Genomic DNA, 21,263 nt, shown 5'->3' with positions numbered 1-21,263 from the left:
GGATCAGTCCTCGAAGATCGCGACGGCGCGGGTCCAGCCTGCCGAGGCGCCCTTGATCTTGTGCGGGAAGCAGCTGACGGTGAAGCCGTGACCGGGCAGCACTTCCAGGTTGTGCAGCTTTTCGAGGTGGCAATAGCCGATGTCGCGGCCCGCCTTGTGGCCTTCCCAGATCAGCGAGGTGTCGCCGGTCTCCTTGACCTTCTCGGCCGTGTAGCTGAACGGCGCGTCCCACGACCAGGCATCGGTGCCGGTCACGCGCACGCCGCGCTCCGTCAGGTACATGGTCGCCTCATAGCCCATGCCGCAGCCCACGTTCACGAAATCCGGCCGCCCCAGCGCCTTGCCCGCCGCCGTGTTGACGAGCACGATGTCGAGCGGCTGCAGTTCGTGGCCGATGCGTGCCAGTTCGTCCTCGACGTCTTTTGCCGTCACTACATAGCCATCGGGAAAGTGGCGGAAGTCCAGCTTCACGCCGGGCTGGAAGCACCATTCCAGCGGCACCTCGTCGATCGTTATCGCGCGCTTCGGCTCGCCGTCCTTCGCGTCCATCGTCGGGTGATAGTGATAGGGCGCATCGAGGTGCGTGCCGTTGTGCGTGGTCAGCCGCACCCATTCCGCGGCCGCGAAGCCGGCGCCGTCCGGAGTGTCCTCGGCGGTAACCCCCGGAAAGAACATGTCCAGTTCGCCCACCGTCTCCGCATGGGTCTGGTAGGTGATCTCGGGCTTAAGGAACGGCGGATCGCTGACCACGTCGTTGCACAGCGTGATCGAAAGATCGACAAAGCGGCGCGTCATGCGGTTTCTCCTCCGAGCGTTTCGGCGAACCAGTCGCTGATGAGGTCGCGGCCGTAAGCCATGTTATCGGCGCCGACATGCTCGACGCCGCCTTCGCGGGGGGTGAAGATCACCTTCTCGCGGCGCGGCGAGTTGACGAGCTGGTCGTAGAGATCGTCGGCATAGTCCACGCTGATCTGGCGATCCTCGGCGCCGTGGGTGACGAGGAACGGCACCTGGATGCGGTCCATGTGGCCGTTGAGGTTCATCGCTTCGGACTTCGCCAAGAAGTCCTCCTGGTCCTTGGCGCCGAAGGCCCAGTGGACATGCGCCCAGTAGTGCGGCACCGGGTTCTCGCCCTCGCGCGACATGCGCTTGTCCTGCACTTCGCGCCAGTTGTGGTTGGCACCCCAGACCGCGCCGCTGGCAAAGCGCGGCTCGTAGGCCACCGCGCGCGGCGCGAAGTGGCCGCCGAGCGAGATGCCGGTCATGCCGATGCGCCTGGGATCGACTTCCGGCTGCTGCTCCAGCCAGTCTACCGCCTTGCTCGCCCAGCTTTCCGAGTGTGGATCGACCGGCAGGCCCTGCAAGCGCAGCGCCTCGCCGGAGCCGGGCTGGTCTACGCAGAGCGTGGAGATGCCCCGGCGCGCCAGTTCCTGCGGCAGGCGGGTCCAGTAGAGCAGTTCCTTGCAGCTATCGAGGCCGTTGCAGAACACCACCACCGGCTTGCGGCCCTCACCGGGTGCGCGGGTGAACAGCGCGGGCATGGTGCCGGTGTCGAGCGGGATTTCCACCCGTTCGCGGTTGAGCTTGCCCAGTTCGGTCGAACGGTCGAAGGCCTCGCGCGCCCGGGCATAGGTCTCGGTACGGCCGGGGTGACCGTGGCCCTGCATTCGCTCGGCGGTGATGAGGTAGAGCGCGGCGCGCTCCAGCTTGTTCGAGGCGGAGAACTTGCGGCCCTTCGCCTCGTCCTCGGCGGCGAGGCCCAGCAGCTTGTCGCCCATCGCTGCCCAGGCCTTCATGAACTGCGGCGTGCCGGCATCGGCGCCGTTCGCCGCCGCGTCGCGGATCGGCTGGCACATGTCGATGATCTCGCCGAGCTGGGCGCCCGATTCCATCGCGATCGAGACCGAGAGGTTCCAGATGTAGTTCGGGAAGTATTCGAAGAGGGCCATCGATCAGATCTCCGATGCCTGGAACAGGCGCGCGTCGGGAGCGGGATGCGGCATCGTCTGCGGACCGCCGACGCCGGTGCCCCACTGGTCCATCACCTGCGGGCCGGGAATGTGGACCTTGTGCTGGTGCGTCTCGAAATCGACCTCTTCCAGCTCCGAGGTATATTCCACCGCGAAGCCGCCCGGCGTCGTGAAGTAGCTGAAGGTGTTGTTGCCCGCCGTGTGGCGGCCCGGCCCCCAGCGGATATCGGTGCCGCGCTGCTTGAGGCGATGCACGCCGCGCATCATGTCATCCACCGTCAGCATGTCGTAGGCGACATGGTTCAGGCACGGCGGCCCGGGCAGGATCGCCACCCGGTGATGCGCCTCGTTGCAGCGCAGGAAGCACATGAAGTCGCCCAGCCAGTCGCTGACCCTGAAGCCCAGCACATCGGTGAAGAACCTGACGAGCGCCTGGTGGTCGGGCGAGTGCATGACGATGTGGCTGATCTTCACCGGCACCCCTTCCCAGCGCGCCATGGCGCGGCTGGTGGAGCGGGCGACATCGGCGGAAATCTCGAACGGCAGGCCGTCGGGCGAGAAGAAGCGGAAGCCATAGCCGCCGCCCGGCGCATCGAGATCGCGGGGGCCGAAGATCACCTTGCAACCGGCCGCGACGACCCTGTCATGCAGGCCGTCCACATCCTTGCGCGTCTCGGCGGCGAAAGCGATCACCTCGACATGGTTGGCGTCCGACTTGTGAAGACGCACGACGTGATGCTCGTCATGGCCATGGGTCTTGAACCACGCCAGTCCGTCCTGCGACGCCACTTCGACAAGGCCCCAGTCCTCGGCGTAGAACTTGCACTCGGCGTCGAAATCTTCGACGCCATATCCGACATAGCGGATCTCGGTCACTCGGGTCATCACGGCAATTCCTTGAAAGAAACGATCAAATGGGCTGGCTGACGACCGCGAACATCTCTGCGGTGGCCTTGTGGTTATCGACCGCCGGGCCTCTGCCGATCTGACCGTGGCAGATCGCCAGCGAGGCCTCGACGATGTAGCGGCAGCGCTCGTAGCGGCGCGCGCGATAGGCCTCGAAGGCCGCTTCGCGGCTGGCGTGGGAAGAGAGTTCCTCGGCCAGCACCAGCGCGTCCTCGATCGCCATGCCCGCGCCCTGCCCTAGGTGCGGCGTGGTGGCGTGGACGGCATCGCCCAGCAGCACGACCCGGCCCTTGTGCCACGGCCCGTGCACCATCATGCCTTCCAACGGGCGATAGACCACGTCCGCATCCTCGGTGATCTGCTCGGCCAGTTCGCGGATCGCGGGCGCCGTGGCGGAGAGCTTCGCGCGCATCGTCGCGGCGAGCCCCTGCAACGGATAGCGCGGATTGTCCGGTTCCGGCGTCGTCGCGTACATGTACATCGTGTCCGCGGAAATCGGCACCAGCCCCACGCCGGTCGGGCCGTTGTAGACGTGGAGGGCATCCAGTTCTTCCGGCCGGGGGAAGTTGTAGCGCCAGACCGCCTGCCCCGTGAACTCGGGCGTTTCCGCGTCCGGAAGGATCGCGCGGCGGGTCTGCGAATAGACCCCGTCCGCACCGATGACGATGTCGTATCGGTCCTCGGATCCGTCGGAGAAACGCGCGGTGACGCCGGACCGGTCCTGCTCGAGCGCCTCCGCGGTAAGCCCGAGCCGGATCTCGGCGCCCAGTGCCTTGGCGCTGTCACCGAGCACCGCCTGCAAGGCCCGGCGGCCGATGCCGACATTGGAGGGACGCCCCTCGACCAGCGCGGGCGTCGGGAGACGGGCGACGCGGGTGCCGTCGGGGACGAAGATCTCCACCGCGTCGAACCCGCAGGCGGCATCGAGGAAGGCGTCGAGCACACCGAGCTGGTCCATCGCCCGGATGACGTTCGACTGCTGGATGATGCCCACGCCATAGACCGACCAGGTGGGATCGCGCTCGATCACGGTCACCCGGTGGCCATGGCGGCACAGCGCGATCGCGGCGGAAAGGCCGCCGATGCCGGCGCCGATGACAAGGGCGTGCATTGTCGAAATGGGGCCAGAAACGGGGCCGGAAACGGATGCTGTCCTGTCGGACATCAAAAAACTCCTCGATCGCGGATCGAGCGGCATAGGGGAGAGTGGATGCGGCGGACCGGCTTGCCCCGCCCGCCCGTCCATGAGCCATGCAGCCCCGGTCATCGCTCTCCCGAAATCGTGCAGCCCGATCTCTCTTGTCGAACGACATGTCGCACGGCCAGCATCACACCTGAAATGAATTGATTTGGTCGATATTCATCAATTTTATCGATGCCTGACCTATGACGCCGTGGACGGCGGTCTTCTCCGACCTTGCACGCACCTTCGCGAGTGCTAGGCAAAGGCGGCACTCAACAGGACCACCACCGATGACCGCCCCCTCCACGACGCCCGCCGCGCTTCCCAAGACGTTGTCCTGGCCGCACCTGCTGGCGCTGGGCGTCGGCTCGATCGTCGGCACCGGCATCCTGACGCTGATCGGCGTCGGCGCCGACCGCGCGGGACCGGCGGTGCTGCTCTCCTTCGCCATCGCCGGCGCCATCTGTGCCTGCGCCGCGCTCGCCTATGCCGAGCTTTCGACGATGATGCCGCGCGCCGGCAGTGCCTATAGCTACAGCCATACGGTGCTGGGCAGCACCGTGGGGTGGATCGTGGGCTGGAGCCTAATCCTCGAATACTCGCTGGTCGTCTCCACCGTCGCGGTGGGCTGGTCCGGCTATGCCGCGCCGCTGCTGCAAGGGCTGGGCTTCCCCAAGGCGCTCACCCAAGGGCCGGAACTGGGCGGACTGGTGAACCTGCCCGCCGTGTTCATCATCGCCGTCGTCGCCGGTCTGCTGGCGTTCGGAACCCGGGAAAGCGCGCGGATCAACACCGTGCTGGTGGTCATCAAGATCCTGACGCTCAGCCTCTTCGTGGCCGTTGCCCTGCCCGCGTTCGACGCCTCCAACCTTTCGCCCTTCATGCCCTTCGGCTTCGGCAAATCGATGAGCCCGGACGGCGTGGAGCGCGGCGTGATGGCGGCCGCGGCGATCATCTTCTTCGCCTTCTACGGCTTCGACGCGATCTCCACCGCTGCCGAGGAAACGCGCAATCCCGGCCGAGACCTGGTGATCGGCATCATCGGCTCGCTGGCCATCTGCACGCTGGTCTACGTCCTCGTCGCCGCCGCCGCGATCGGCGCCATGCCCTTCGTCCGCTTTGCCGACAGCCCGGAACCGCTCGCGCTGATCCTGCGCCAGATGGACCGCGGGGGCGTGGCGCAAGTCGTGGCGATCGCCGCCGTGATCGCGCTGCCGACCGTGCTGCTGGGCTTCCTCTACGGCCAGAGCCGCATCTTCCTGGCGATGGCGCGCGACGGTTTCCTGCCTGCCTCGATGGCGAAACTCTCCGCGCGCGGCACGCCGGTGCGGGTGACGACGATGACGGCAATCATCGTCGCAATCCTGGCGGGAATCCTGCCGATCTCCGAGATCGCGGCGCTGGCGAATGCCGGCACCCTGATCGCCTTCGCGGCGGTGGGCACCTGCCTCATCGTCCTGCGCAAGCGCGAACCCGACACCCGCCGGCCGTTCCGCGTGCCCGCCGGGATCGTGGTGGGCGCGGTGACGATCCTCGGCTGCCTCTATCTCTTCGCCAGCCTGCCCACCAAGACGCTGATTGCCTGCCTCCTCTGGAATCTGCTGGGCGCGGCGCTCTATCTGGTTCGCGGGCGTAAGCGCGCGGCTTGAGCAACCCGCCGGTTGGCGCGCCCCCGGCGGCGTGCTAGCCGGGAGTCATGCTGACCATCAGGCAGATCGAGATCTTCCGCGCGGTGATGATCACCAAGACGGTGAGCGGCGCCGCGCGCATGCTGGGCACTTCGCAACCCGGCCTCAGCCGCATGCTGGGCCACATGGAAGACAAACTGCACTTCCGCCTGTTCGACCGCACGCGCGGCAGGCTGGTACCCACGACAGAGGCGCGCGTGCTGTTCGAGGAGATCGAGCAGATCTACAAGGGCTTCAGCGACCTGGAACATGTCGTGCGACGCCTGGCCAAGGGAGAGGATCGCACCTTCCGGGTCGGCGCCTCGCCTTCGCTGGGGCACTCGGTGGTGCCGCAGATGCTTTCCCGTCTGACCACCAACTATCCCGGCCTTACCATCCAGTTCGACATCCTCTCGGTGGAGCAGGCGGACGACTGGCTGGCCCTCCAGCGCGGCGATTATGCGCTGACGGTGTTCCCCATCGATCATCCCAACGTCCTGTCCAGCCGGATCGGCAACGGGCGCATGGTCTGCGCCGTGCCCACAGGGCATCGCCTTGCCGACCGGGAGAGGATCACCGTCGCGGACCTCAAGGGCGAGCGCATCCAGTCGTTCCGGGAAGATACGCCCCACGGCCGGATCATCGCCCGCATGTATGCCGATGCGGGTGAGGAACTGGAGGTCTCCACCTACATCCGCTTCGCCGAAACCGCCGTGGCCTTCGTCGCGCAAGGCATGGGCGTGGCACTGGTGGACAGCTTCACGGCGATGCAGCCCCATGCCGATACCGTGCGCTTCCTGGAGTTCGAGTCGCCGGGCCTGCTGCCCGTCTACGTCAGCCGCAACCTGGACGTGGCGCGTACTCTGGTGGGCGAGACCTTCGAGGAGATCGCCCGCAACATCCTGATGAATCTACCAAGAGTTATAGCCCATAACATAACGCTATAATCCATTGCATCGCAATGTCTGGCAATGCGCCCCCGGATCAAACACCGTCATCCAGCTCGCAAGGTTCTACAAGTCCCGGCGCCGAGCAGCCGGATGACAACAGGCGCAGGGCAAGCGCCGGTGAGGATGGGAAAGGCGTTACCATGGCCAGCTACTCCGCCGCAGGATCGGTATCCGTGCGTCCTTACGTGACCGTAGGCGAGGCCGCCTCGCAGAATGTCGACGGCTGGACCGCGCGGCAGGTGCTGGTGGTCGCCATCTGCTTCCTGCTCAACATGCTGGACGGCATGGACGTGCTCATCCTCTCCTACGTCGCCCCCGCCCTCTCGGCCGACTGGAACGTCAGCCCGGAAAGCCTGGGCGTCGTGTTCAGTTCAAGCCTGGCCGGCATGGCCGCCGGAGGCCTGCTGATCGCCCCGCTGGCAGACAGGTTCGGCCGCCGCAAGCTGATCATCGCCTCGCTGGTGATGATGACGGTGGCGATGTTCGGATCGGCCCTGGCCACTTCGATCGTCGAACTGATCGTGTCGCGCTTCGTGGTCGGCATCGGCATCGGCACCGTGCTGGCCAGCATGGCCGCGCTCACCGCCGAATATGCGCCGGCCAGGCACCGCACTTTCGCGGTCGGCTTCCTCCAGGCCGGCTATCCGGTGGGCGCAACCCTTACCGGCTTCATCGTCGCGCACCAGATCGACACCCACGGCTGGCAGGCGATGCTGCTGGGCGCGGCGACGCTGTGCCTGCTGGCCTTGCCGCTGGTCTGGGCCCTGCTGCCGGAATCGGTCGACTTCCTGCTGGCCCACCAGCCCAAGGGCGCGCTGCCCAAGGCCAACCGCCTGCTCGCCTCGCTCGGCCGTCCCACGCTTACCGCACTGCCAGAGCGGCGCGCCACCGATTCCGGTTCGGTCGGCCTGCGCGGCGTGCTGGGCGAAGGCCGGACCATGGGCACGATCCTGCTCTGGACCGCCACGATCTTCGGCTTCATGACGCTCTACTTCGTCATCAGTTGGATCCCCAAGCTCGCCGTCGAGGCCGGACTTCCTTCCACCCAGGCAATCTACGCCGGCGCGGTCTACAATATCGGCGCCTTCATCGGCATCACCTCGATCGGCCTGATCGCCAGCCGTATCGACCTGCGCCGCCTGATCCTGCTCTACATGGTGCTGGCCGCCGTCGCCCTCGTCGTGTTCGGCGCGGTTTCCATGACGATCGCCGCGACGCTGCTGACCGCCTTCTTCATCGGCGCCTTCATCCAGGGCGGCTTCAACGGCTGCTACCCGCTCGCCACCAGCTTCTACCCGCCGCAAGTTCGCAGCACCGGCCTTGGCTGGGCCATGGGCGTGGGCCGCATCGGTGCCGTCATCGGCCCGATGCTGGGCGGCGTGCTGCTGGCCGAGAAGGTGCCGCTTTCCGCCATCTTCGCGGTCTTCGCCGTCCCGGCCGTGCTGGCGGGCGTGGCCGTCTCCTTCATCCGCATGCCGACCGCGCGCTGACGCGATACATCATCAGGACCCAGACATGACCAAGCCCGCTGCGGCCCCCTCACGCACGTCCATACGCACGTCCACGCGCTCGTCCATTTTGGGCGGCCTGATCGGCTCCGGCATCGGCGGCTCGCGCAGCCCGGCGATGCACGAGACAGAGGCCCGGGCGCTCGGCCTGCCGCTGGTCTATCGCCTGCTCGACAGCGACGTGATCGGCTTTGGCGCGGATGACCTGCCCGCCCTGTTCAAGACCCTCGCAAGCCTCGGGTTCGATGGCACCAACGTCACCCATCCCTTCAAGCAGGCGGTGGTGCCGCTGATGGACGAATTGTCGGAAGCCGCCGCCCGGCTCGGCGCGGTCAACACCGTGCTCCTGCGTGACGGGCGGCTGATCGGCGACAATACCGACTGGTCGGGCTACCGCGCCAGCTTCCTCGCCTCGCTGGGCGTACTGCCGCGCGGCAAGGTCGCGATGATCGGCGCCGGCGGCGCGGCCTCGGCGGTCGGCTATGCCCACCTCGATCTCGGCGCCAGAAGGCTGGCGATCTTCGATCCCGCGACCGAGCGCGCGCAAGCCCTTGCAGAGCGCCTCGGCGCGCTGTTTCCCGATGCCGAAGTCTTCGCAGCACCTTCGCCGGCCGAGGCGATCTCGGGTGTGGACGGGCCCGGTGTGGACGGCGTTGTCCAGTGCTCGCCCATGGGCATGGAAAAGCACCCGGGCACGCCCTTCGACCCCAGGCTGCTGACCCGCGACATGTGGGTGTCGGACGTGATCTACTTCCCGCTGGAAACCGAACTGCTCAAGGCCGCCAAGGCTATCGGCTGCGCCACGCTGAACGGCGGCGGCATGGCGGTGATGCAGGCCGCCCACGCCTTCGCGCGCTTTACCGGCCAAGAGCCCGACGTGGAGCGCATGCTGGCGGACTTCGCAGCGGACAGCGAGCGGGGCCGGTAACTGAGGGCTGACCAACCGGCTCCCTCGCCCCTCCAAACCGACGTCATCCTGAACTTGTTTCAGGATGACGTTGCATTGGCGAACAACGTTTTAGCGCCCCCCTACTCAGCGACCTCTTCCGCCCCGCGAAACCGGTTCTGCGCCGCCAGCCTGATCCCGGCATTCGGCGCGCCATACCCTGCATAAGCCCCGCCCCGCTCGACGAATTCAAAGAAGAACAGCTTGTCGAACGCGCGGCTGTAGAGCTGGCGATAGGGATTGCCCGCCGCGTCCTCGTCATAGAGCATCCCCGCTTCCTCAAGGCAGACCGCAGCCTTGCCATCGAAACCGAAGCGCGCGACCAGATCGTCATAGTAGTTCGCCGGAATATCCAGCATCGCCGCACCCCGCGCGCGAACCACGGAGGCCGTGGCGAGCAGGTCGTCGCTGGCCAGCGCCACATGCTGGAAGCCGCCGCCCATGCCCTGCGCCAGGAACCGAGACGACAGCGTCTCGCGCGCGTCCGAGGCATTGAGGGTCAGGCGGAACCCGCCATCGGGCGATTGCAGCGCCTGGCTGTGGACCAGGCCCGAGGGATCGATCACATCGTTGGCGTCGCGGCCCTCAAGGCCGAAAAGCGCGCGCCAGTAGAGCTGCCAGGACAGGAATTCGTCGTTATGGACCACGGCGGCAAGGTGGTCGATCGACCGCGCGCGGGCATCGTCGGTCAGGTCTGCCACCGGCACCGCCTCGAACTCGCGGGCCCAGAGCGCTTCGGCGCCGTCATCCTCGACGAGGTAGACGAGGCTGCCGCCGACGCCGCGCAGCGCAGGCATGGCCATGCGGCCGGGGCGGCCTTCGGGGTTGTAGGCGCGGATGCCGAGCGCGGCGGCGCGCGCCATCACGGCGGCGGCGTCCTTCACCCGCACGCCGATCGCGCAGATCGAAGTGCCATGGACGATGCGGTAGGACTTGGCGAAACCCTTGGGCTCGGCATTGATGACGAGGTTGACGTTGCCCTGCCGCCAGCGCGTCACCTTCTTGGTGCGGTGGGTGCCGATATGCGAGAAGCCCAGCGTGTGGAACGTCTCGCCCAACCGCGCCACGTCCTCGCCGGCAGAGGTGAATTCGACGAATTCGGCGCCCAGCGGCGGTTGCGGCGCGGGCATCGTGGTCGGCTGATCCAGCAGGCGCCGGGCCGCGTCGCGGACGTATTCGAGCGAGCGATGGCCATCCTGCGCGACGAGGCGCGAGGAGATCGAGCGGAAACGGTCGTTGAAGATCTCCAGCGAAAGCGGTCCGTCATAGCCGGTGCGCAGGATTTCGGCCACATAGCCCGGCAGGTCGAGGCCGCCCTGCCCCGGCAGATTGCGGAAATGGCGGCTCCAGTAGAGCAGGTCCATGTCCAGAAGCGGCGCGTCGGCAAGCTGGACGTAGACGATCTTGTCGCCGGGAATGTCGCGGATGCTCTCGCTCGGGATGCGGCGGGAAAGCGAGTGGAAGCTGTCGAGAATGATGCCGATCGCCGGGTGGTCCACCTGGCGGACGATCGACCAGACGTCGCGGTGGTCGTTGACGTGGCGGCCCCAGGCCAGCGCCTCGTAGCCGACGAGAATGCCGTGGGCGGCGGCCCGATCGCCGAGTTCACGGAAATCGTCGACGATGCGCGCGCGGTCACCCAGCGCATGGGGCGAGCAATTGGAGCAGACCAGGATGCGGTCGGTGCCGAGTTCGCCCATCAGGTCGAACTTGCGCTCCGCGCGGTCCATGGCGCGCGCGCGCAGGCCATCCGGCATACCCTCGAAATCGCGGAACGGCTGGTAGAGCGAACAATGAATGCCCAGGTCCGTCATCATCGCCCGCACTTCAGCGGGGCGCAATGCGGATCCGATCAGGTCGTTCTCGAAGATCTCGACACTGTCGAAGCCCGCATCGGCTGCGGCCTTGAGCTTTTCCTCCAGCGTACCGCGCAGCGAGACGGTGGCGATGGCGTTGGTTTCGGCCCTGGACATGGCGATCTTCCCGAAATGATGATCCGGGCAATATCGCTCTGTCGAGGCTGCGTTTGAAGCGGGATCGATGCGGTCTTCCATGCCATCTTGTTATGGCGGGGCCGCAAATCCGTGGGGACCGGCATCGACGCGGCAGGCTTTGGCGCGGTCGAGCGGAAATCGTGTCCAAAGCGGTGGTTTACGGACTCGCCAGATCGCTCCGCCGGGAGCATGGGGAGAAACACGCCTGTCCGTGGGGCAGGAACAGGGAACCGCATGCGCATAGCGACGATAACCAACTGGGCCTACGGAGCAACGGTCTGCCTGACGATCGCCGCCGGCTTCACGATGGTGCTGGCCTCCAACGCCGACCGTCTGGAACGGGACGCGGTTCGACAGAGAGACTTGTTCGACCAGCTCACGTTCGAGGTTGAGGCAGACGAAGCGCAATTGACGGACCAGGCGCGGCTCGCCGCCGTCACCGGCGATCCCAGCCATGAGATCGCCTACAACCGCACGCTCGCTGCGATCGGCCCGGTGGAGCAGCGCCTTTCCAAGCTGAAGGACAACGGCGCCAAGGAAGAGGAACTGCGCTCGCTGGAGGAAGGCTTGCGCTGGGCGGCAACGCTTCAGGACGAGCAGAAAGCCGCCATAGCCGCGATCAAGGCCGGGGACGAAGTCACCGCGCACAAGATCATTTTCGGGGCGGAGTACGAGCGCGAACTGGAACGCGTCCATTTCCTGCTCGGCCGCTTCCGCTACATGCTGGACAATCGTTCGGACCGCGCGATCGAAGAAGCCAGCCGCGCTTCGCAGCGCCTTCGCACCGTATCCGAAGCGATGGTGGCGATCACCGCCGTGCTGTTCCTGTTCGTACTCGGCTTCGTGCTGAAGCGCCGCATCCTAAAGCCCGTTGTCAAGCTGAGCGACGTGGTGAACCGGCTGGCCGACCAGGACTATGCGGTGGAACCGCCGCAGCTCTCGCAGATCGACGAGATCGGAGACATGGCCCAGGCCGTACGCATCTTCCGCGAGAACGGCATCGAACGCCAGCGCCTCGAGCGCGAGCGGGATGCGGACTGGCATGTCAGGGATTTGCTGGCGCGCATGACCCAGCGCCTGCAAGGCTGCGAATCCGTGGCCGACCTGTTCGAGGTGGTGCGGCTGTTCGCACCCAAGATCGCGCCGAACCTTGCCGGGCGGCTCTACACGCTGGATACCCGGCTGGAGATGATGGCCTGCGCCTCCGAATGGCAGTCTCCCCACGGCAGCGATGCCGCCTTCGCGCCTGACGATTGCTGGGCGCTGCGGCGCGGCCAGCTGCATATGCCCGGCGGCGATCTTGTGGATGTGCCCTGCAAGCATGTGCCGCCGGAAACGGCTGCTGCCGCCATCTGCGTACCGCTCACGGCTCAGGGCGAAACGATCGGTTTGCTGGTTCTGGAAAACAGGACCGGCGCCCACGGCCCTAACGAAAACGCCAAAGTCTACATCGAACTGATGTCAGAGACGGTCGGCCTGGCGCTCGCCAATCTCAAGCTTCGCGACGCGCTGCATGAGAAGGCGCTGTTCGACGCGCTTACCGGCCTGCGCAACCGCCACGACCTGGCGGACACCCTGCGCCGCAGCCTTGCCCAGGCCGATGCCTCGAAAACGCCGCTGAGTTGCCTGATGGTCGATATCGACCACTTCAAGCAGCTGAACGACCGCCATGGCCATGATGCCGGAGACCTGACGATCCGCTCCGTCGCAAGCGCGCTCGACAATGCCGTGCGCGAGGACGGCGTCGCATTCCGCTACGGCGGCGAGGAGTTCCTGCTGCTATTGCCGGACTGCGACGAAGCCCGCGCCGTGGAACGGTCGCAGCTCATCCAGGATCGCATCACCGGAATGACCCTGGTGCATGAAGGAACGTCGCTGGGCCCGGTTACGGTATCGATCGGGATCGCCATCTATCCGCAGCATGGCCCCGCCCATTCCCTGATCGGCACCGCCGACGCGGCCCTGCTGCGCGCCAAGGAAGAAGGCCGGAACCGGATCGTGGTGGCAGCGGGTGCACGGGAAGTTCAACCCGCCGCGTCCGCACGGGGCTGAATCCCCGCAGACCCTAGTAGAGATTGTCCTTGTAGTCCTGCGCCAAGCCCTTCTTCATCAACTCGGAAGCGCCCGGCACGGACAGGCTGGCGCGTGCCAGTGTGGCGGCGATGCCCTTGGTCCGGTTGAGCTTGATATGATCGATAAAGAGCCGCGCCGGATCGATGTCGCTGCTGCCGCTCAAGGGCCAGAGGGCTGCCCGTTCCAGCGCGGCGCTGCTGCGAAGCGCGATGTCCTCCACTTCCACACGGATCGCCATGGCCGGCACTTTGCCCTTCACCTCGAACCGGCTGCGCGCGGCGGCGCATGTGGAAAGGACCGCCCGGCCCCGTAGGAAAGCCACTTGTGTCGATCCCGGAACCAGCAGGGCCATGGCCAGCGCGGGCTGCTCGATGATGTTGCGGAAGCTGTCCACCCGGCGGTTGCCCGGCCTGTCGGCAAACCACAGGGCGTCATCCCCATCCATCCGCGCCATGGCCCCCGCCGGGTCGCCTTTCGGGCTGAGATCGGCGTGGCTCTGGCGGTTGACGGTCGCCAAGGCCGCGAAACGGCTGGCATCCACGAAAGCGGCCAGCTCCCCAGGCAGGTCAAGCGGCTGGGCGTTCCAGAATTCCGAGCGGATCAGGGCCTTCGCGCAGTGTCCGTAGCATTCCTCCACCTCTAGATCGACATGCCCGTTCTCGATCGCACGAACCCTGCCGTTGACGCGCAGGGTTTCGCCGATGCCCGGAAGCAGGAACAGCGATCCGAAGGACTGACCGACGCGCGGCAGGTCCGGGTCGTCGATCCGATCGAGCGGGATGCGCAAATCCTTGCCCTCGCCCCGCGCGAATGCAGGGCTGCCGCCCGCGAGAGTGACGTGAGGGCCATCCTCTTTCGAGAACGTGGCAAACATCAGCGGCGACTGCGCGATCCAGGCCGAAGCGCCGGCGTCGAGGTGGTCTATGTCCTTGAGATACATCTGCTGCGGCGTCTTGCCGATCACCGCTTCCAGTTCGGACACGGTCTCTATGGCGGTTTCCGTCATGCCCAACCGATCTCCTGCAAAGCATTGCCTTATCCTCCGACGAGCCTAGGCTAGTTGCAAATGATTCGCAAATAGGTGCAGAAGAATGGTTGAAGCGGACAGCGCCGGGGCGCGAGCGTACAAGGTTTCCGACTGGAACGGCGCCAGTGGCGATAGCTGGGTTGCCAATCAGGTTCGGCTCGACGCCATGCTGGAAGTGTGCGGCGCCGAGGCCATCGCGGCTGCCGCAGCGCAGCCGGGCCAGCGCGTGCTCGACATCGGCTGCGGCGCGGGCGCGAGCAGTTTTGCGCTGGCGCCGAAACTGGGGCCTTCCGGGCACGTTCTGGGGGTCGACATCTCCGCCGCCCTGCTCGATCACGCCCGCCGCAACGCGCCAGCAGGCATTACCGCGACGTTCGCACTCGCCGATGCAGCCGTGGCGGAACTGCCGCAGGCCGCTTTCGATGTGCTGTTCTCCCGGTTCGGCGTGATGTTCTTCGAAGACCCCGGCGCGGCATTCGCGCATATGCGCAAAGCCCTTGTTCCGGGCGGACGTCTGGCCTTCGTCTGCTGGCGGGGCGCGGCGGAGAACGATTGGGTGCGCCTGCCGATGGGTGCGATCAAGGGCATGATCCCGGCGGTGTCGCCCCCGGCACCCGAGGCGCCCGGTCCCTTCTCTTTCGGAGACGCCGATCGGGTGGAGCGCATTCTCTCCTCGGCCGGGTTCACGCACATCGTCCTGCGTCCCTTCGATCACCAGATTCCCTTCGGCCGTGGCGAGACGCGGGAAGCCGCTTTGGACGATGCCGTAGCCATGGCCTTCGAAGTGGGGCCGCTCTCCCGCGCCTTGGCCGATCAACCCCAGGAAGTCCGCGCCCGCGCAGCGATAGCCGTGCGCAACGCATTCGCCCGCCGCCCCGGCGACACCAGCGTGATGATCGATGGCGCCGCGTGGATCGTCACGGCCCGCAATCCGAACGATTGAAATCCCTAGGGCGTAAACTCATGAACCACACCATCGAGGTTTGAGGCAAAATGGCTCAGCGCAAGAAGGCAGGACGAAGGAATACGTCCGTATTTCGAGTTCTGCCGACGCAGCGCTGGGCCATTTTGGTCAAATCCCTGCGGGACGCCTCGATGGTGTGGTTCATGAGTTTACGCCCTAGACCGAGACTTCCGCCGCAACCCGCCCCGCTTCGCCGAAGACGCGCAAGTAGCGCTGGATCTCGTCCGGATCGCCCGTCGCCTTGGCGGGATTGTCGGAGAGCTTGACCGCCGGCCGCCCGTTGGCGGAGACGACCTTGCACACCAGCGAGATCGGGTCGAGATCCGCCGTCTCGAACGGGGCGCAGCCACGGAAGTCGTTGGTGAGGTTGGTGCCCCAGCCGAAGCTCATCCGCACGCGTCCATGGAAGTGGCGGTAGGTCGCCTCGATGCTGTCTATGTCCATGCCGTCGGAGAAGATCAGCAGCTTGGTGCGGGGGTCGCGGCCCCGTTCCTGCCACCAGCGGATGATCTGCTCTCCTCCCTCGATCGGCGGCGCGCTGTCGGGGCGGAAGCCGGTCCAGTCCGCCACCCAATCCGGCGCGCGTTCCAGGAAGCCGGCGGTGCCGAACGCGTCGGGCAGGACCACGCGCAAGTTACCGGCATAGTGGTCGCTCCAGTCCTTCAGCACGCGATAGGGCGCCTGCCTCAGTTCCTCGTCGCCATCGGCCAAGGCAGCGAGCACCATCGGCAATTCATGCGCATTGGTGCCGATGGCCTCCAGATCCGCATCCATGGCCAGCAGGACGTTCGAAGAGCCTATGAACCGGCTGCCCAGCCCTTCCTTCAGCGCCTCCACGCACCAGCGCTGCCACAGGAAGCCATGCCGTCGCCGCGTGCCGAAATCGGAAAGCACCAGATCCGGAAGCTGGGCGAGGCGCTCCACCTTCTCCCACAGCTTGGCCTTGGCGCGGGCGTAGAGCACGTCGAGAGCGAAGCGGCCCCGGTCCTTCAGCGCCGCGCGCGAACGGAGTTCGTTGACGATGGCGAGCGCGGGAATTTCCCACATCATCGTGTGGGTCCACGGCCCTTCGAAGCGAAGTTCGTACTGGCCGTCCACTTTGTGCAATTCGTATTCCGGCAGGCGGAAATCGGCCAGCCAGGCGATGAAATCGGGGCTGAACATCTGCGCCTTGCCATAGAAGCTGTTGCCGGCCAGCCAGATCAGTTCCTTCTTGCCGAACCGCAGCGAGCGCGCGTGATCCAGCTGCGCACGCAGTTCCGCCTCGTCGATCACATCGGCCAGCCGCACCGACTTCGTGCGGTTGATCAGTTCGAAGGTCGCCTGCACGTCGGGATAGAGATGCCGCACCATCTGCAGCATCAGCAGCTTGTAGAAGTCCGTATCGAGCAGGCTGCGCACGATCGGATCGAGCCGCCAGTTGTGATTGTAGGTGCGGGTTGCGATATCCGTGTAGACCATCGGGCGGTTCTAGGCAGGCGGTTCCAGGCCGTAAACCCGCGATGACAACCCAGGGTCAGGTGCGCAGGACGAAGGGAATCTCGACCAGTCCGCGCACCATGACCGCCGCGCCATCGCGCTTGGTGGGCATCCATTTCCAGCGACGGACAGAGGAAAGCGCCGCCTTGTCCAGCCGCTCGAAGCCGCTGCTTCTCGAAACGGATATATCCGCCACCGCGCCGTCCAGGCCCAGGATCACCATGAGGACGACCGTCCCCTGCTCATGCTTGCGCCGCGATTCCACCGGATAGCGCGGGGGTTCGGCGGAGATCATCTTGGAGGACAAGTCACCGCCATTCTCGATGCGCGGTGCCGGGGCCACGGCCACGCCCTGGGTCTGCGGCGCAGGCGGGCCGGGCACGGCCACTTGCACCACAGGGGGTTCCGGCGAGGTGCTGATCGTGGCCGGGGCCGCGGTCAGGACGATCGGCGGCGGCGGCGCGACGACGGGCGAGACAGGCTGCACCACCTGCTTCACCGGCTGGGGCTGAGTTACCGGCTTGGGCGGCGGCGGCGGCTTCAACTGCTGGAGATCGGCCACCACCAGCAGCTTGCGGACTTCGCGATGCGTATTGACGATGTTCATCGCCAGCAGGGCCGCGATCATCCCCACCATGATGGCCGCTGCCGCCAGCAGAGCCACGATGTTGGGGCGCCGTGCTTCTCCATAGCGGGAAACCGACCACGGCGCGGGCAGCGCCACCACTTCCGAGGGCTGGCGGAATCGCGGCAAGAGGCTCGATTGGCTCAGGACGCGATCTGGCGCGAGGTCATCCGCGTGGTTGAGGGTTGCGTACATGGTCGATCGAACCTCTGAAGGCCGCCCCGCAGGTTCGGCTAATGCGAGTCATTCGCATAGCCTAGCCGGGCTTTTTGGTCGAGTGCGAATCGGCACCGCCCCCGCGCTTCCGTGCGAGGCGCGTTTCCCCTTCGTTTCCGCTCGTTTTCCCGGCTGCATCCGTCCTGCAAGAAAGCGCATTTTCAAAGGAAGGCCGTTTACCGAAAGCGGCCTCGGACAAAGGGTTGGCGCGCAGAGCGCCCGAAACCGCCATTCTCCTGCCCCGCGTCGCATTGCGATTGAGACGAAGTTGCAATAATCGCGCGAAAATGGCTTTGCCGATCTCGCCCAACTTGCTCGTCACGCTGACGCTGCTGCTCAAGACCAAGAGCGTCAGCGGCACGGCTCTGGCGTTGGGAGTCAGCCAGCCCAGCGTAAGCCGGTCGCTCTCGCAGCTTCGCACGGCGTTGAAGGATCCCCTGCTGGTCCGGTCCGGCAGCGGCATGGCCCGCACGCAGCGGGGCGAGGAACTGGTCGAGCGCCTGGCTGACTGGATGGCGACGACATCGGCGCTGCTGGTGGAGGACAGCTTCGATCCCGCCCGCGTCGAGCGGCGTTTCCGGGTGGCGACCACCGACTTCGGCGTCATGTCGGTGCTGCTGCCGGCCATGGCGGCCCTGCGCGAGGAAGCGCCCGCCGTGGCGATCGACATCGTGCCGCTCAGCCATGCCACCCACCGCGCACTGGCCGAAGGCGAGATCGACCTTGCGATCTCGGGTCTGGACCACGATCCCTCGCAGCTTCATCGCGCCCTGCTGTTCGAGGACGAGTTCCTCTGCGTGACCCGCGCCGACCACCCGCTGGCCGAGAGCCGGGAGCCCATCGCCGTAGAAACCTTCCTGGCCTATCCGCACCTTGGGCTGACGGTGAGCGAGGCGGAACTGGACCGGGTGACGATGACCCTGGGTCCGGCAGTTGCCGCGCGCAAGGTCGCGGCAAGCCTGCCTTACTTCGGCCTGGCGCCCGCCATGCTGGCCGCCGGCAACCTCGTCATGGTCCTGCCTTCGCGCGCGGCGCCGCACTTCGACCCCGCGCACGGGCTGTCCACGCGTCCCGCGCCGACCGAGCTGGGCCTCTTGCAATACTGGCTGCTCTGGCATGAGCGCAGCCACCGCGATCCCGCGTCCCAGTGGCTGCGAGAGCGGTTAACCGGCATCTGCCGGGACCATTCGCCCTCCATCATTCCTGAATAGTCGATATCCGATCTTGATTGTTGGCCTTGGGGCACCCTCCCGCCAATGGCGCTACTGCAAAGCATTCGCATTAGTGTTCCAAAGGGGGAATCGTGATCTACAAGTTCGGGCTGCGCGCCAGCGCCGCCACCCTGAGTCTCGCCGCAGCCATGCCGGCCGTGGTCACTCAAGCACAGGCAGCAGAGGCGGCCGAAGGCACGACCAATGCCTCGCAGATCGTCGTCACCGCCACTAGCCGCGCGCAGGAAGTGAAGGACGCGCCGGCCTCGATCAGCGTCATCACGCGCGAGGATCTCGAGCGCCTGCCCTACCGCGAGATCACCGACGCGCTGATGGAGATCCCCGGCGTCACCGTTACGCCTGGCGAAGGCAACAGCCGCGACATCTCGATCCGCGGCATGTCGCCGCAGTACACGCTGATCCTGGTCGACGGTAAGCGCCTGAGCAGCCGCGAGACGCGCACCAACGGCGGCAACAATTCCGAAGGCGGCATGCTGCCCCCGCTGGAATCGATCGAGCGCATCGAAGTGGTGCGCGGGCCGATGTCCTCGCTCTACGGGTCGGACGCGATGGGCGGCGTGGTCAACGTCATCACCCGCCGCATCGCCCCTTCGTGGCGCGGCAGCGTGCGCGTGAACGGCACGATGCAGCTCGGCAGCGACTACGGCAATTTCTACGACGGCAACTTCTACCTCTCCGGCCCGCTGGCGAAGGGCGTGGGACTTCAGGTCCAGGGATCGCTCAACCGCCGCAGCGAGGACCGCGTCGTCGGCGGCACGCCCGAGCGCAAGGACGAGAGCCTGGGCGGCAAGATCGGCTTCTCCGCCGGTCCGGATCACGACTTCCTCGTCGAGGGTGGGTACTACCGACAGGAAGTGACCTCCACCGCCGGCAAGACCGTGGAAGTGACCGCCACGGTTCCCGAAGGCACGCTCAACACCCAGACGCAGCAGCGCTATGTCGCCGCGCTCAGCCACTCCGGCCGCTGGGGCTTCGCCAATTCGGAAAGCTACGTCCAGTACGAGGATGCCAAGAACCTCGAAACCACCAAGCGGATCAAGAACACCGTCGCACAGTCGATCTGGTCGGTGCAGCTGCCCTCCAACATGCTGAGCCTGGGCGGGTTCTTCCGTAACGAGGACCTCACCGATACGGTGGGCAACCTGCTGCCGGGATCGACCCGCGCCGGGGCCAGCCGGACCAACTGGGCGCTGTTCGCCGAAAACGAGCTGTCGATCCTCGACACCCTGCGGCTCACCGGCGGCATCCGCATGGACAACGACGAACAATACGGCAACCACTGGACGCCGCGCGTCTACCTCGTGTGGAACACCACCGAGCGCTTCACCCTGAAGGGCGGCTATTCGCAGGGCTTCCGTGCGCCGAACCTGCGCCAGACCCTGCCCGACTGGGGCCAGGCCAGCCGGGGCGGCACGATCTACGGCAACCCCGACCTCAAGGCCGAGACCTCGCGCACGATCGAAGCCGTGGCGATGTACGAAGGCAAGGGCTTCCAGGCCAGCCTGACTGCCTACGACACCCGCTTCAACGACAAGATCACCCGCCTCACCTGCGAACAGGCCGGGGCCTGGTGCATCAACGAGCCCGTCAGCTCGATCGGCCGGCCGCCGACGACTTACGTCAATGTGGACAAGGCCAAGGTACGCGGGATCGAGGCGACCATCGATGTCGATCTCACCCGCACCCTGCGCGTCACCGCCAGCGGCACGCTCACCGATTCCGAGCAGCTCAGCGGTTTGAACGCTGGTGCCGCCTTGAACGACACGCCCAAGCAGCAGGCCAGCGCCTCGCTGAACTGGCGCCCGGACGATCGCCTGAGCATGTATGCCCGCGCGGTCTATCGCGGCGAGGAAGCCGTGACCGAGGCGCAGATCAGCGGCAACAATCTGGTGGTGGAATCCTACACCACCGTGGACCTCGGCGGGTCGTACAAGGTTTCCCCCGCGCTGACGTTCCATGCCGGCGTGCAGAACCTGTTCGACAAGCGGCTCGACTACGAAGAGGCCGGCTACATGATCGACCCGGCCCGCGTCTGGATGGGTGTCACCGCCCGCTTCTGATCCTTTTGCAAAGACGCTCCGGCCGGTCCGGAGCGCCTTTTCTCTTCGCTATCGAGGACTTTCCATGACCTTTCGCACGCTTCTTCTCGCGGGGCTCGCCTCCGGCGCGCTCGTCTCGCCCGCCCATGCCCACCGCGCCTGGCTGCTGCCTTCGACAACCTCGCTCTCGGGCACCGGACAGGTCGTCTCGGTGGACGCCGCCGTATCCAACGACCTGTTCAACCCCGACCATGTCGCCCTGAAGCCCGACGGCATCACCGTCGAGGCGCCGGACGGCAGCAAGGGCACGATCGAAAACGCCGCCACGGCCCGTCACCGCTCCACCTTCGACGTGAAGATCGACAAGCCCGGCACCTGGAAGATCGGCACCGGCCGCACCGCCTATGCCGGAACCTTCAAGCTGAACGGCGAGGAATGGCGCGTAGGCGGTAGGCCACCCCGCCCCGCCGCGCCCGGCACCACC

The 21,263-nt window shown here is 66.3% G+C and carries 17 protein-coding genes; 9 read left to right on the top strand and 8 right to left on the bottom strand.

Annotation, left to right across the window (positions count from 1 at the left end):
- Positions 1-3: 3 nt before the first annotated feature.
- The 4 genes from ACI3K3_RS21835 to ACI3K3_RS21820 are packed head-to-tail and all read right to left on the bottom strand — an operon-like array spanning position 4 to position 3,987.
- On the bottom strand, positions 4-795 hold the full coding sequence (locus ACI3K3_RS21835) for a cyclase family protein (RefSeq protein WP_404917568.1): 792 nt from the start codon (positions 793-795) through the stop codon (positions 4-6).
- Positions 792-1,949, bottom strand: a complete 1,158-nt coding sequence (locus ACI3K3_RS21830) for an alpha/beta hydrolase family protein (protein ID WP_404917566.1) — start codon at positions 1,947-1,949, stop codon at positions 792-794. Before ACI3K3_RS21830 ends, ACI3K3_RS21835 begins: the two co-directional genes overlap by 4 nt.
- Positions 1,950-1,952: 3 nt before the next feature.
- Positions 1,953-2,855: a VOC family protein gene (locus ACI3K3_RS21825; RefSeq protein WP_404917564.1), complete on the bottom strand. Its 903-nt coding sequence runs from the start codon at positions 2,853-2,855 to the stop codon at positions 1,953-1,955.
- Positions 2,856-2,880: 25 nt separating this feature from the next.
- Complete coding sequence (locus ACI3K3_RS21820) at positions 2,881-3,987, bottom strand: FAD-dependent oxidoreductase (RefSeq protein ID WP_404917562.1); 1,107 nt, start codon at positions 3,985-3,987, stop codon at positions 2,881-2,883.
- A gap of 362 nt (positions 3,988-4,349) precedes the next feature.
- On the opposite strand from ACI3K3_RS21820, the gene ACI3K3_RS21815 reads away from it, so the two are divergent.
- The 4 genes from ACI3K3_RS21815 (at position 4,350) to ACI3K3_RS21800 (ending at position 9,112) form a co-directional block, all read left to right on the top strand.
- Positions 4,350-5,708: an amino acid permease gene (locus tag ACI3K3_RS21815; protein ID WP_404917560.1), complete on the top strand. Its 1,359-nt coding sequence runs from the start codon at positions 4,350-4,352 to the stop codon at positions 5,706-5,708.
- A gap of 47 nt (positions 5,709-5,755) precedes the next feature.
- Positions 5,756-6,673 (top strand): LysR family transcriptional regulator, encoded by a 918-nt coding sequence (locus ACI3K3_RS21810; RefSeq protein ID WP_404917558.1) that lies wholly within the window; start codon positions 5,756-5,758, stop codon positions 6,671-6,673.
- Positions 6,674-6,816: 143 nt separating this feature from the next.
- Positions 6,817-8,166 (top strand): MFS transporter, encoded by a 1,350-nt coding sequence (locus ACI3K3_RS21805; RefSeq protein WP_404917556.1) that lies wholly within the window; start codon positions 6,817-6,819, stop codon positions 8,164-8,166.
- A 25-nt stretch (positions 8,167-8,191) separates the two neighbouring features.
- A complete protein-coding gene (locus ACI3K3_RS21800; RefSeq protein WP_404917554.1) occupies positions 8,192-9,112 on the top strand; it encodes a shikimate dehydrogenase in 921 nt (306 codons plus the stop codon).
- A 101-nt stretch (positions 9,113-9,213) separates the two neighbouring features.
- On the opposite strand, the gene ACI3K3_RS21795 is transcribed toward ACI3K3_RS21800, so the two are convergent.
- Positions 9,214-11,103 carry a bifunctional sugar phosphate isomerase/epimerase/4-hydroxyphenylpyruvate dioxygenase family protein gene (locus ACI3K3_RS21795; RefSeq protein WP_404917552.1) on the bottom strand — a complete coding sequence of 630 codons (1,890 nt, stop codon included), beginning with the start codon at positions 11,101-11,103 and terminating at the stop codon, positions 9,214-9,216.
- A 255-nt stretch (positions 11,104-11,358) separates the two neighbouring features.
- On the opposite strand from ACI3K3_RS21795, the gene ACI3K3_RS21790 reads away from it, so the two are divergent.
- On the top strand, positions 11,359-13,176 hold the full coding sequence (locus tag ACI3K3_RS21790; protein WP_404917550.1) for a diguanylate cyclase: 1,818 nt from the start codon (positions 11,359-11,361) through the stop codon (positions 13,174-13,176).
- A 13-nt stretch (positions 13,177-13,189) separates the two neighbouring features.
- On the opposite strand, the gene ACI3K3_RS21785 is transcribed toward ACI3K3_RS21790, so the two are convergent.
- Complete coding sequence (locus tag ACI3K3_RS21785; RefSeq protein ID WP_404917548.1) at positions 13,190-14,203, bottom strand: pyridoxamine 5'-phosphate oxidase family protein; 1,014 nt, start codon at positions 14,201-14,203, stop codon at positions 13,190-13,192.
- 85 nt (positions 14,204-14,288) lie between these two features.
- Here ACI3K3_RS21785 and ACI3K3_RS21780 point away from each other — a divergent pair, with 85 nt between their 5' ends.
- Positions 14,289-15,167: a class I SAM-dependent methyltransferase gene (locus ACI3K3_RS21780; RefSeq protein ID WP_404917546.1), complete on the top strand. Its 879-nt coding sequence runs from the start codon at positions 14,289-14,291 to the stop codon at positions 15,165-15,167.
- Between the two features lie 177 nt (positions 15,168-15,344).
- Here the strand turns inward: ACI3K3_RS21780 and pncB are convergent, their stop codons facing one another.
- On the bottom strand, positions 15,345-16,649 hold the full coding sequence (pncB, locus tag ACI3K3_RS21775; protein WP_404917544.1) for a nicotinate phosphoribosyltransferase: 1,305 nt from the start codon (positions 16,647-16,649) through the stop codon (positions 15,345-15,347).
- A 55-nt stretch (positions 16,650-16,704) separates the two neighbouring features.
- Positions 16,705-17,487: an energy transducer TonB gene (locus ACI3K3_RS21770; protein ID WP_404917542.1), complete on the bottom strand. Its 783-nt coding sequence runs from the start codon at positions 17,485-17,487 to the stop codon at positions 16,705-16,707.
- Between the two features lie 308 nt (positions 17,488-17,795).
- Here ACI3K3_RS21770 and ACI3K3_RS21765 point away from each other — a divergent pair, with 308 nt between their 5' ends.
- From ACI3K3_RS21765 to ACI3K3_RS21755, 3 genes are all read left to right on the top strand, one after another.
- On the top strand, positions 17,796-18,719 hold the full coding sequence (locus ACI3K3_RS21765) for a LysR family transcriptional regulator (RefSeq protein WP_404917540.1): 924 nt from the start codon (positions 17,796-17,798) through the stop codon (positions 18,717-18,719).
- A 92-nt stretch (positions 18,720-18,811) separates the two neighbouring features.
- Entirely contained in the window at positions 18,812-20,800 is a 1,989-nt protein-coding gene (locus ACI3K3_RS21760) for a TonB-dependent receptor domain-containing protein (protein WP_404917538.1), read from the top strand.
- Positions 20,801-20,864: 64 nt separating this feature from the next.
- Positions 20,865-21,263: DUF4198 domain-containing protein (locus tag ACI3K3_RS21755; RefSeq protein ID WP_404917536.1), on the top strand; the 399-nt coding region annotated here is incomplete at its 3' end.

The sequence above is a fragment of the Novosphingobium sp. ZW T3_23 genome, assembly GCF_044987305.1.
GTDB lineage: Bacteria > Pseudomonadota > Alphaproteobacteria > Sphingomonadales > Sphingomonadaceae > Novosphingobium.
The sequence above is the reverse complement of the archived record's forward strand: the minus strand, read 5'-3'. Positions and strand labels throughout refer to the sequence as shown.

Bases quoted from the DNA above. Each gene is read 5' to 3' on its own strand.
- ACI3K3_RS21835 (WP_404917568.1), bottom strand. From the start codon at position 795: ATGACGCGCCGCTTTGTCGATCTTTCGATCACGCTGTGCAACGACGTG.
- ACI3K3_RS21830 (WP_404917566.1), bottom strand. From the start codon at position 1,949: ATGGCCCTCTTCGAATACTTCCCGAACTACATCTGGAACCTCTCGGTC.
- ACI3K3_RS21825 (WP_404917564.1), bottom strand. From the start codon at position 2,855: ATGACCCGAGTGACCGAGATCCGCTATGTCGGATATGGCGTCGAAGAT.
- ACI3K3_RS21820 (WP_404917562.1), bottom strand. From the start codon at position 3,987: ATGCACGCCCTTGTCATCGGCGCCGGCATCGGCGGCCTTTCCGCCGCG.
- ACI3K3_RS21815 (WP_404917560.1), top strand. From the start codon at position 4,350: ATGACCGCCCCCTCCACGACGCCCGCCGCGCTTCCCAAGACGTTGTCC.
- ACI3K3_RS21810 (WP_404917558.1), top strand. From the start codon at position 5,756: ATGCTGACCATCAGGCAGATCGAGATCTTCCGCGCGGTGATGATCACC.
- ACI3K3_RS21805 (WP_404917556.1), top strand. From the start codon at position 6,817: ATGGCCAGCTACTCCGCCGCAGGATCGGTATCCGTGCGTCCTTACGTG.
- ACI3K3_RS21800 (WP_404917554.1), top strand. From the start codon at position 8,192: ATGACCAAGCCCGCTGCGGCCCCCTCACGCACGTCCATACGCACGTCC.
- ACI3K3_RS21795 (WP_404917552.1), bottom strand. From the start codon at position 11,103: ATGTCCAGGGCCGAAACCAACGCCATCGCCACCGTCTCGCTGCGCGGT.
- ACI3K3_RS21790 (WP_404917550.1), top strand. From the start codon at position 11,359: ATGCGCATAGCGACGATAACCAACTGGGCCTACGGAGCAACGGTCTGC.
- ACI3K3_RS21785 (WP_404917548.1), bottom strand. From the start codon at position 14,203: ATGACGGAAACCGCCATAGAGACCGTGTCCGAACTGGAAGCGGTGATC.
- ACI3K3_RS21780 (WP_404917546.1), top strand. From the start codon at position 14,289: ATGGTTGAAGCGGACAGCGCCGGGGCGCGAGCGTACAAGGTTTCCGAC.
- pncB (WP_404917544.1), bottom strand. From the start codon at position 16,649: ATGGTCTACACGGATATCGCAACCCGCACCTACAATCACAACTGGCGG.
- ACI3K3_RS21770 (WP_404917542.1), bottom strand. From the start codon at position 17,487: ATGTACGCAACCCTCAACCACGCGGATGACCTCGCGCCAGATCGCGTC.
- ACI3K3_RS21765 (WP_404917540.1), top strand. From the start codon at position 17,796: ATGGCTTTGCCGATCTCGCCCAACTTGCTCGTCACGCTGACGCTGCTG.